This window comes from Streptomyces albidochromogenes, from assembly GCF_005981925.1.
GTDB classification, from domain to species: domain Bacteria; phylum Actinomycetota; class Actinomycetes; order Streptomycetales; family Streptomycetaceae; genus Streptomyces; species Streptomyces albidochromogenes.
On the sequence record NZ_VBVX01000302.1, the window covers coordinates 1 to 7,486 of the forward strand.

Below are 7,486 nucleotides of genomic sequence, written 5' to 3' on the forward strand. Positions count from 1 at the left end.
GCCCTGCTGGGCGGGGTAGCCGTAGCCCGGCTACGGCTACCCGCAGACGCCTCCGGGGCCGCCGCCCCAGCAGCCGGGCTACGGCTACCCCGCCCAGCAGGGCCAGCAGCCCGGATACGGCTACCCGGGCCAGCCCGGCCCGTACGGGCAGCAGCAACAGCCGCCGTACGGCCACCCGCAGGGCATGCCCCCGCAGGGCGGCGGCGGTGGGAAGAAGGTCAACAGCACCACCGCCATCGTCGTCGCGGCGGTCGTCGCGGTGGCGGTGATCGTCGGCGGCGGCGTCTGGTACGCGTCCGGCGACGACCAGGGCGGCAAGGACGACCCCGCCCGGAACTCCTCCGCCGGAGCGGCCGGCGGGGGCGGTGGCGGCGACGCCAAGCCCGCCCCCGACGGCGCGGGCAAGGAGGAGAAGCCCTCCGACGCCAACGCGAAGGTCCTGTTCCAGCTGCCCGCGCCGAAGGTGACCGAGTCGGTCGCCGGCGTCCACGGCTCCTGGATCACCGACAAGGCGTACGTCAAGAGCGGCCTCAACGAGGTCGTGGGCCGTGACCTGGACAAGGGCACGGAGCTGTGGACGATCCCGCTGCCGGGCGAGGTCTGCGCGGCCTCGCCGCACGTCACCAAGGACAACAAGACCGCGGTCCTCTTCGCGGGACCGATGCCCTCGGGAGCGACGTACTCGCCGTGCACCGAGGTCGGCGTCATCGACATCGACGCGGGCAAGCTCCTGTGGCAGAAGTCGGTCAAGGACGGCGACGACAAGATCATCTTCAGTGAGATCACCATCGGCGGCGACGCGGTCGGCGTGGGCGGCACCCGTGGCGGCGCGGCCTTCGACGTCGCCACCGGCAAGGTCCGCTGGCAGCCCAAGCCCAACGCGGAGCAGTGCCGCGACGTCGGCTACGCCGGCGGCGAGGCGCTCGCGACCGTGCGCAGCTGCGGGTCGGTCAGCACCCCGCAGCTCTCGATCGAGTACCTGAACCCGAAGACCGGGGCGCCGCTGTCGAAGTACAAGATGCCCAGCGGCGTGGACCGGGCGAGCATCGTCTCCACCAAGCCGCTGGTCGCGGCCGCCGACGTCGGTGACACCGCGGGCGACGGCAGCGGCGTGTCCGACTTCTTCTCGATCGACGAGAAGACCGGCACGCTGCGCGCCAGGATCGCGGCCGACGCCGAGAAGTACGCGCCGAGGTGCCGGGACACCGAGGGGTGCACGAAGGTCGTCGTCGGCAACGGCAGGATCTACGTGCCGACCGAGGAGCACGAGGGCGGCAGCGAGGGCGGCCGTACGAACGAGATCGTCTCCTTCGACCTCGCGACCGGCAAGCTCACCAGCGACCGTGCCGACGCGGGCGACCGCTACACGATGCACCCGGTCCGGATGGACGGCGGCAACGTCATCGCGTACAAGTACCCGCCGTACGACAAGGGCGGCCAGGTGGTGAGCATCAACGGCGGTTCCATGGAGCAGACGCTGCTGCTGGAGGCCCCGGCGAACCGGGCGGTCCGCGAGGTGGCGACGAGCTTCACGGTGGACTCCGCCGAGTTCCGGTACGCCGACGGACGGCTGTTCATGTCGACGCGCCTGATGAGCCAGGAGCGCGCCGGCTTCAAGCGGTACCTCGCGATCGGCTTCGGCGCGCGCTGACGCGTCCGGAACACGGGTCGCACCGGCCCCGGCAGTGGTTTCCCGCCACTGCCGGGGCCGTCCCTTTCTCACACTCACCCGGCAAGTAGTCCTGAATCGCGTGGAATTCGACAATCCGAGGGGCTTCTTACCGGTGAGGGGCGCGCAACCTCGAACAAGCGTGTAGCTTGCCGGGTCAGGAGGGCCGGGGGGCCAGCTCCACGGGCAGGGCTTATGGGGGGTTTGGCTATGGGCGTGCGGCTCATGGTGGTCGACGACCACCGATTGCTCGCCGAGGCGCTCGCTTCGGCGCTCAAGCTGCGCGGGCACCGGGTGCTCGCGGCGGCCGCCCCGACCTCGGGGGCGGCGGAACTGGTCGTCAGCCGGTCGCCGGAGGTCTGCCTCTTCGGTACGGCGGCCCCCGCCGACGAGGGGGTGTTCGACCCGATCGTCCGGATCAAGCGCGAACGGCCGCAGGTGGCCGTCGTCGTGCTCGGCCCGGTGCCCAGCCCGCGTGGCATCGCCGCCGCGTTCGCCGCCGGGGCGTCCGGGTACGTCCGCCACGACGAGCGCATCGAGGGGGTCGAGCGCGCGATGGTGAAGGCACGCGCCGGGGAGGCCGCGGCGGCGCCGCAGCTCCTCCAGGGCGCGTTCGCCGAACTGCTGAACCCGGCGGCGCAGCCCGACGACGAGGGCCGGCGGCTGCTGCGGATGCTGACGCCGCGCGAGGTCGAGGTCCTGATGCGGGTCGCTGACGGCGAGGACACCCGGCTGATCGCGGCCGGCATGGGCATCGCTCCGAGTACCGCGCGCACGCACGTCCAGCGGGTCCTGATGAAGCTCGGCGTCGGCTCCCGCCTGGAGGCGGCGGCCCTCGCGGCCCGCACGGGCCTCCTGGACCGGGCGGCCCCGGAACGCTGAGCGCCGCGCCCTTCTCCGTGCTCCCGGGTGCGGGTGCGCGGAGAAGGAGCCCGTAGGCGCTTCCTACTCGGCCGGCCCGGCCGGCGGCGGTATCAGCGGCCGCAGCTTCAGCCAGACCAGGAAGAAGACGCCGAGCGCCAGCATCGCCAGCCCCGTCCACAGGTTGATGTTGATGCCCTGCGCCTTCTCCAGGTCCGCGTCGGACGCGGTGATTCCGGCGATCGTGACGATCACGCCGTAGACGGCGAACAGGCCGCCGATGATGCGCCGGATGTCGAACAGACGCGCCGCCGTGGCGGACTTGCGCTGCAGCTCGGAGACTTCGTGATGCAGTTCGGACATGATCTGGCCTCCGGTCAGAAGGAGTACGGGACGTAGCACAGGGCGGCGATGACGATCGCGCCCCAGCCGAGCAGGGCGGGCTTGCGGTACCACGCGTCGTCGCCCTCGCCGGGCGGCTCCTCGAGCCCCGGGGAGCGCGTTCCGTACACCAGGCCGGCGAGCTCGGCCTCCGGCTTCGGCGCGGTGAAGAGGGTGACGGCGACCATGACGACGGCGCCCGCGACGAACCCGACGATCGCGGACACGAAGTTGGCCCCCTGATCGGTCGGGATGTCGACGATCCCCTGCTTGTAGATCCAGAAGTAGTTCACCATCGCGGCGCCGGTGCCCGCGACCAGGCCCCAGACCCCGGACTTCATCGAGGCACGCTTCCAGAACATGCCGATGATGAAGACCACGAACATCGGGACGTTGAAGAAGGAGAAGAGCGTCTGGAGGTAGCTCATGATGTTGGAGAAGCTGGCGGCGATGAAGGCCGTGCCGATGGAGGCCAGCACGCCGATCGCCGTGATCAGCCGGCCGAAGCGCAGGTAGTACGCGTCGTCGCGGCCGGGCTTGACGTACTTCGCCCAGATGTCGCTCGTGAACACGGTGTTGAACGACGACACGTTCGCCGCCATGCCCGCCATGAACGCGGCCAGCAGACCGGTCACCGCGATGCCCAGCACACCGTTCGGCAGCAGCTCCTGCATGAGCAGCGGTATCGCGTCGTTGTACGTCAGGTCCGAGCCCGCGGTGCCGATCTTCGGCACGAGCACGGCGGCGACCAGGCCGGGGATCATCACCAGGAACACGATGAAGATCTTGGGGAACGCGGCGATCAGCGGGGTGCGCTGGGCGGCGGACAGGTTCTTCGCGGACAGGGCGCGCTGGACCTCGGCGAAGTTGGTCGTCCAGTAACCGAAGGACAGCACGAAGCCGAGCCCGAGGACGATCGTCAGCCAGTTCGCGCCGAGCGGGTTGGCGTCGCCTATGCCCGTGCCGCCCCAGGCGGTGAGGAAGTCGTCGCCGTGGCTCTTCTCCAGCGAGCCGGTCAGGCCGCCCCAGCCGCCGACCCGCTTGAGGCCGAGGACGCTGAGCGGGATGAGGGCCGCGAGGATCACGAAGAACTGGAGCACCTCGTTGTAGATCGCCGAGGAGAGCCCGCCGACCGTGATGTACGCGAGGACGAAGAAGCCGGCGACGACGATCGACAGCCACTGCGGCCAGCCGAGCAGCGCCTCGACGACGATCGAGAGGGCGTAGAGGTTCACGCCCGCGATGAGGATGGCGGCGAACGCGAAGAGGACCGAGCTCAGCAGGTGCGCCGACCTGTCGAAGCGCTGGAGCAGGAACTCGGGGACGGAGCGGACCTTCGAGCCGTAGTAGAAGGGCATCATCACCAGGCCGAGGAAGACCATGGCGGGGATGGCGCCGATCCAGTACCAGTGGACGACCGCCACGCCGTACTGCGCGCCGGTGGCCGCCATGCCGAGGATCTCGGTGGCGCCCAGGTTGGCGGCGACGAACGCCAGACCGGTGACCCAGGCCGGCAGGGACCGGCCCGAGAGGAAGAAGTCGAGGCTGGTCTTCACGCTGGCCCGGGCCGCGAAGCCGATGCCGAGGACCACGGCGAAGTAGATCGCCAGAATCGTGTAGTCGAGCCCGTTCGTGGGGAGCCGTAGCCCTTCGGCCAGGTAGTGCATGGAGACCTGCTTCGTCGTCGTCGAGGACACGGATCGACTGGGAACCTACGCCTCCAGGTAGCGAAACTGAAGAGTTGTGTTGGTGTTCTTTGTTTGATTGTGATGGAGCGGTCCCAGGTTTGGGCGTTGACTGGACTGTTTGCTCATGGTTAGTTGTGTTTGTTTATGTTGGATGCCGTGGTGAGGAGCCTGCCGGTGAAGAAGACGTCGACGCGGCTGGCCGACGGTCGCGAGCTGCTCTACTACGACTCCCGGGACGACGCCGTACGCGACGCGGTGGACCCGCGGCCGCTCGACCCGGTCGCCACCACCGCGCAGATCCGCCACGACCCGCTCCTCGGCGACCGGGTCGCCGTCGCCTCCCACCGCCAGGCCCGCACCTACCACCCGCCCGCCGACGAGTGCCCGCTGTGCCCCTCGCGCGACGGGCGGCACAGCGAGATCCCGGCCGCCGCCTACGACGTGGCCGTCTTCGAGAACCGCTTCCCCTCGCTGGCCGGCGACGCCGGACGCTGCGAGGTGGTCTGCTTCACCTCCGACCACGACGCGTCCTTCGCCGACCTCACCGAGGAGCGGGCCGGCCTCGTCCTGGAGGCGTGGACCGACCGGACGGCCGAGCTGGCCGGGCTGCCCGGGGTCCGGCAGGTGTTCTGCTTCGAGAACCGGGGTGCGGAGATCGGCGTCACCCTCGGCCACCCGCACGGCCAGATCTACGCCTACCCCTTCGTCACCCCGCGCACGGACCTGATGCTCCGCTCGGTGGCCGCGCACCTCGCCCGGACCGGCCGCAACCTCTTCGACGACGTGGTGGCCCGCGAGTGCGCCGAGGGGGCCCGGGTGGTCCTGGAGGGCGAGCACTGGGTGGCGTTCGTGCCGTACGCCGCGCACTGGCCGTACGAGGTGCACCTCTACCCGCGGCGGCGCGTCCGCGACCTGCGGGAACTCGACGACGGCGCGCGTACGGAGTTCCCGCGGCTCTATCTGGAACTGTTGCGCAGGTTCGACCGGATCTTCGGCCCCGGAGAGCCGCCGACGCCGTACATCTCCGCCTGGCACCAGGCGCCGTTCGGGCTGTCGGACTTCGCACCCGAGTTCGCCCTGCACCTCGAGCTCTTCACCGTCCGACGCACTTCGGGAAAGCTGAAGTTTCTCGCGGGTTCCGAATCCGGCATGAATGTGTTCATCAACGATGTGCCGCCGGAGACCGCGGCCGCGCGACTGCGAGAGGTAGCGAGCGAGTGAGTCAGCACAAGTACTTGGTCACGGGTGGCGCGGGGTATGTCGGCGGCGTGGTGGCGGCCCACCTGCTGGAGGCCGGTCACGAGGTGACCGTCCTCGACGACCTGTCGACCGGATTCCGCGAGGGCGTCCCGGCCGGCGCCGCCTTCATCGAGGGCCGCGTGCAGGACGCCGCGCGCTGGCTGGACGCGTCGTACGACGGTGTCCTGCACTTCGCCGCGTTCTCGCAGGTCGGCGAGTCCGTCGCCGACCCGGAGAAGTACTGGACGAACAACGTCGGCGGGACGATGGCGCTGCTCGCCGCCATGCGCGACGCGGGCGTGGCCAAGCTGGTCTTCTCCTCGACGGCCGCGACGTACGGCGAGCCGCTCTCCACGCCCATCACGGAGGCCGCGCCGACCGCGCCGACCAGCCCGTACGGCGCGTCCAAGCTGGCCGTCGATCACATGATCAGCGGCGAGAGCACGGCCCACGGCCTGGCAGCCGTCTCGCTGCGCTACTTCAACGTGGCCGGCGCGTACGGCGCCCACGGCGAGCGCCACGACCCCGAGTCCCACCTCATCCCGCTCGTCCTCCAGGTCGCGCAGGGCCGGCGCGAGTCCATCGCGGTGTACGGCGACGACTACCCGACCCCGGACGGCACCTGCGTCCGGGACTACATCCACGTCGCCGACCTGGCCGAGGCGCACCTGCTGGCCCTGGACGCGGCCGAGCCGGGACACCACCTGATCTGCAACCTCGGCAACGGCAACGGCTTCTCGGTCCGCGAGGTCGTGGAGACCGTACGGAAGGTCACGGGCCACCCGGTCCCCGAGACCCCGGCGCCGCGCCGGGCCGGCGATCCGGCGGTGCTGGTCGCCTCGGCGCGGACCGCGCGCGAGAAGCTCGGCTGGAACCCGTCCCGCGCGGATCTCGCGGACATCGTCGCGGACGCGTGGGCCTTCGCCCGCCGGGAGGAGCGGGACGCATGACCGACGCAGCCGCCGCCGTCGCGGAGCGGTTCACCACGCTGTACGGGGCCCGGCCCGACGGCGTGTGGGCGGCGCCCGGCCGGGTCAACCTCATCGGCGAGTACACCGACTTCAACGACGGATTCGTGCTGCCGCTCGCCCTGCCGCACACGGCCCTCGCTGCCGTCCGCCGGCGCGACGACGGCGTACTGCGCCTGCACTCGGCGGACGTCGACGGCGGCGTCGTCCGGCTGCGCGCCGACGACCTCGCGCCGCCGGCGGACGGCGGTGGTGGCTGGGCGGCGTACCCGGCCGGTGTGGTGTGGGCGCTGCGGGAGGCGGGACACGCGGTCGGCGGCGCGGACGTCCATCTGACGTCGACCGTGCCGACGGGCGCGGGCCTCTCCTCGTCCGCCGCGCTGGAGGTGGTCACGGCGCTGGCCCTGAATGACCTGTACGCCCTCGGGCTCTCCGGAGCCCGTCTCGCGGTCGTCGCACAGCGGGCCGAGAACGCGTTCGTCGGTGTGCCCTGCGGGATCATGGACCAGACGGCGTCGGCGTGCTGCGCGCAGGGCCACGCGCTGCACCTGGACACGCGGGACCTGACGCGCCGCCAGGTCCCGTTCGACCTGGCCGCCCACGGCCTGGAGCTCCTGGTCGTCGACACGCGGGTCAAGCACGCGCTGGGCGACGGGGCGTACGCGGAGCGGCGGGAGGGG

Annotated in this window: 7 protein-coding genes; 5 read left to right on the plus strand and 2 right to left on the minus strand. The window is 71.1% G+C overall.

Annotation, left to right across the window (positions count from 1 at the left end; all coding sequences use genetic code 11):
- Positions 1 to 184 precede the first annotated feature (184 nt).
- A complete protein-coding gene (locus tag E2E34_RS28000) occupies positions 185 to 1,651 on the plus strand; it encodes an outer membrane protein assembly factor BamB family protein (protein ID WP_244316182.1) in 1,467 nt (488 codons plus the stop codon).
- 228 nt (positions 1,652 to 1,879) lie between these two features.
- Complete coding sequence (locus E2E34_RS28005; RefSeq protein ID WP_138904683.1) at positions 1,880 to 2,551, plus strand: response regulator transcription factor; 672 nt, start codon at positions 1,880 to 1,882, stop codon at positions 2,549 to 2,551.
- 63 nt (positions 2,552 to 2,614) lie between these two features.
- Here the strand turns inward: E2E34_RS28005 and E2E34_RS28010 are convergent, their stop codons facing one another.
- The gene (locus E2E34_RS28010) at positions 2,615 to 2,893 is read right to left on the minus strand and encodes a hypothetical protein (protein ID WP_138904684.1); all 279 of its coding nucleotides are present in this window, start codon (positions 2,891 to 2,893) and stop codon (positions 2,615 to 2,617) included.
- Between the two features lie 14 nt (positions 2,894 to 2,907).
- Positions 2,908 to 4,578 (minus strand): sodium:solute symporter family protein, encoded by a 1,671-nt coding sequence (locus tag E2E34_RS28015; RefSeq protein ID WP_138904687.1) that lies wholly within the window; start codon positions 4,576 to 4,578, stop codon positions 2,908 to 2,910.
- Positions 4,579 to 4,773: 195 nt separating this feature from the next.
- Here E2E34_RS28015 and galT point away from each other — a divergent pair, with 195 nt between their 5' ends.
- The 3 genes from galT to E2E34_RS28030 form a co-directional block, all read left to right on the plus strand.
- Positions 4,774 to 5,820 carry a galactose-1-phosphate uridylyltransferase gene (galT, locus tag E2E34_RS28020; RefSeq protein WP_138904685.1) on the plus strand — a complete coding sequence of 349 codons (1,047 nt, stop codon included), beginning with the start codon at positions 4,774 to 4,776 and terminating at the stop codon, positions 5,818 to 5,820.
- On the plus strand, positions 5,817 to 6,788 hold the full coding sequence (gene galE, locus E2E34_RS28025; RefSeq protein WP_138904686.1) for a UDP-glucose 4-epimerase GalE: 972 nt from the start codon (positions 5,817 to 5,819) through the stop codon (positions 6,786 to 6,788). The genes galT and galE overlap by 4 nt, the downstream gene beginning before the upstream one ends.
- The coding region (locus tag E2E34_RS28030; protein ID WP_279637908.1) for a galactokinase at positions 6,785 to 7,486 on the plus strand (702 nt) is incomplete at its 3' end. The genes galE and E2E34_RS28030, both read left to right, overlap by 4 nt.

What these genes read in the sequence shown, in the direction of transcription:
- E2E34_RS28015 (WP_138904687.1), bottom strand. Translation starts at nt 4,578, where the DNA reads ATGCACTACCTGGCCGAAGGGCTACGGCTCCCCACGAACGGGCTCGAC.
- E2E34_RS28010 (WP_138904684.1), bottom strand. Translation starts at nt 2,893, where the DNA reads ATGTCCGAACTGCATCACGAAGTCTCCGAGCTGCAGCGCAAGTCCGCC.
- E2E34_RS28005 (WP_138904683.1), top strand. Translation starts at nt 1,880, where the DNA reads ATGGGCGTGCGGCTCATGGTGGTCGACGACCACCGATTGCTCGCCGAG.
- E2E34_RS28000 (WP_244316182.1), top strand. Translation starts at nt 185, where the DNA reads ATGCCCCCGCAGGGCGGCGGCGGTGGGAAGAAGGTCAACAGCACCACC.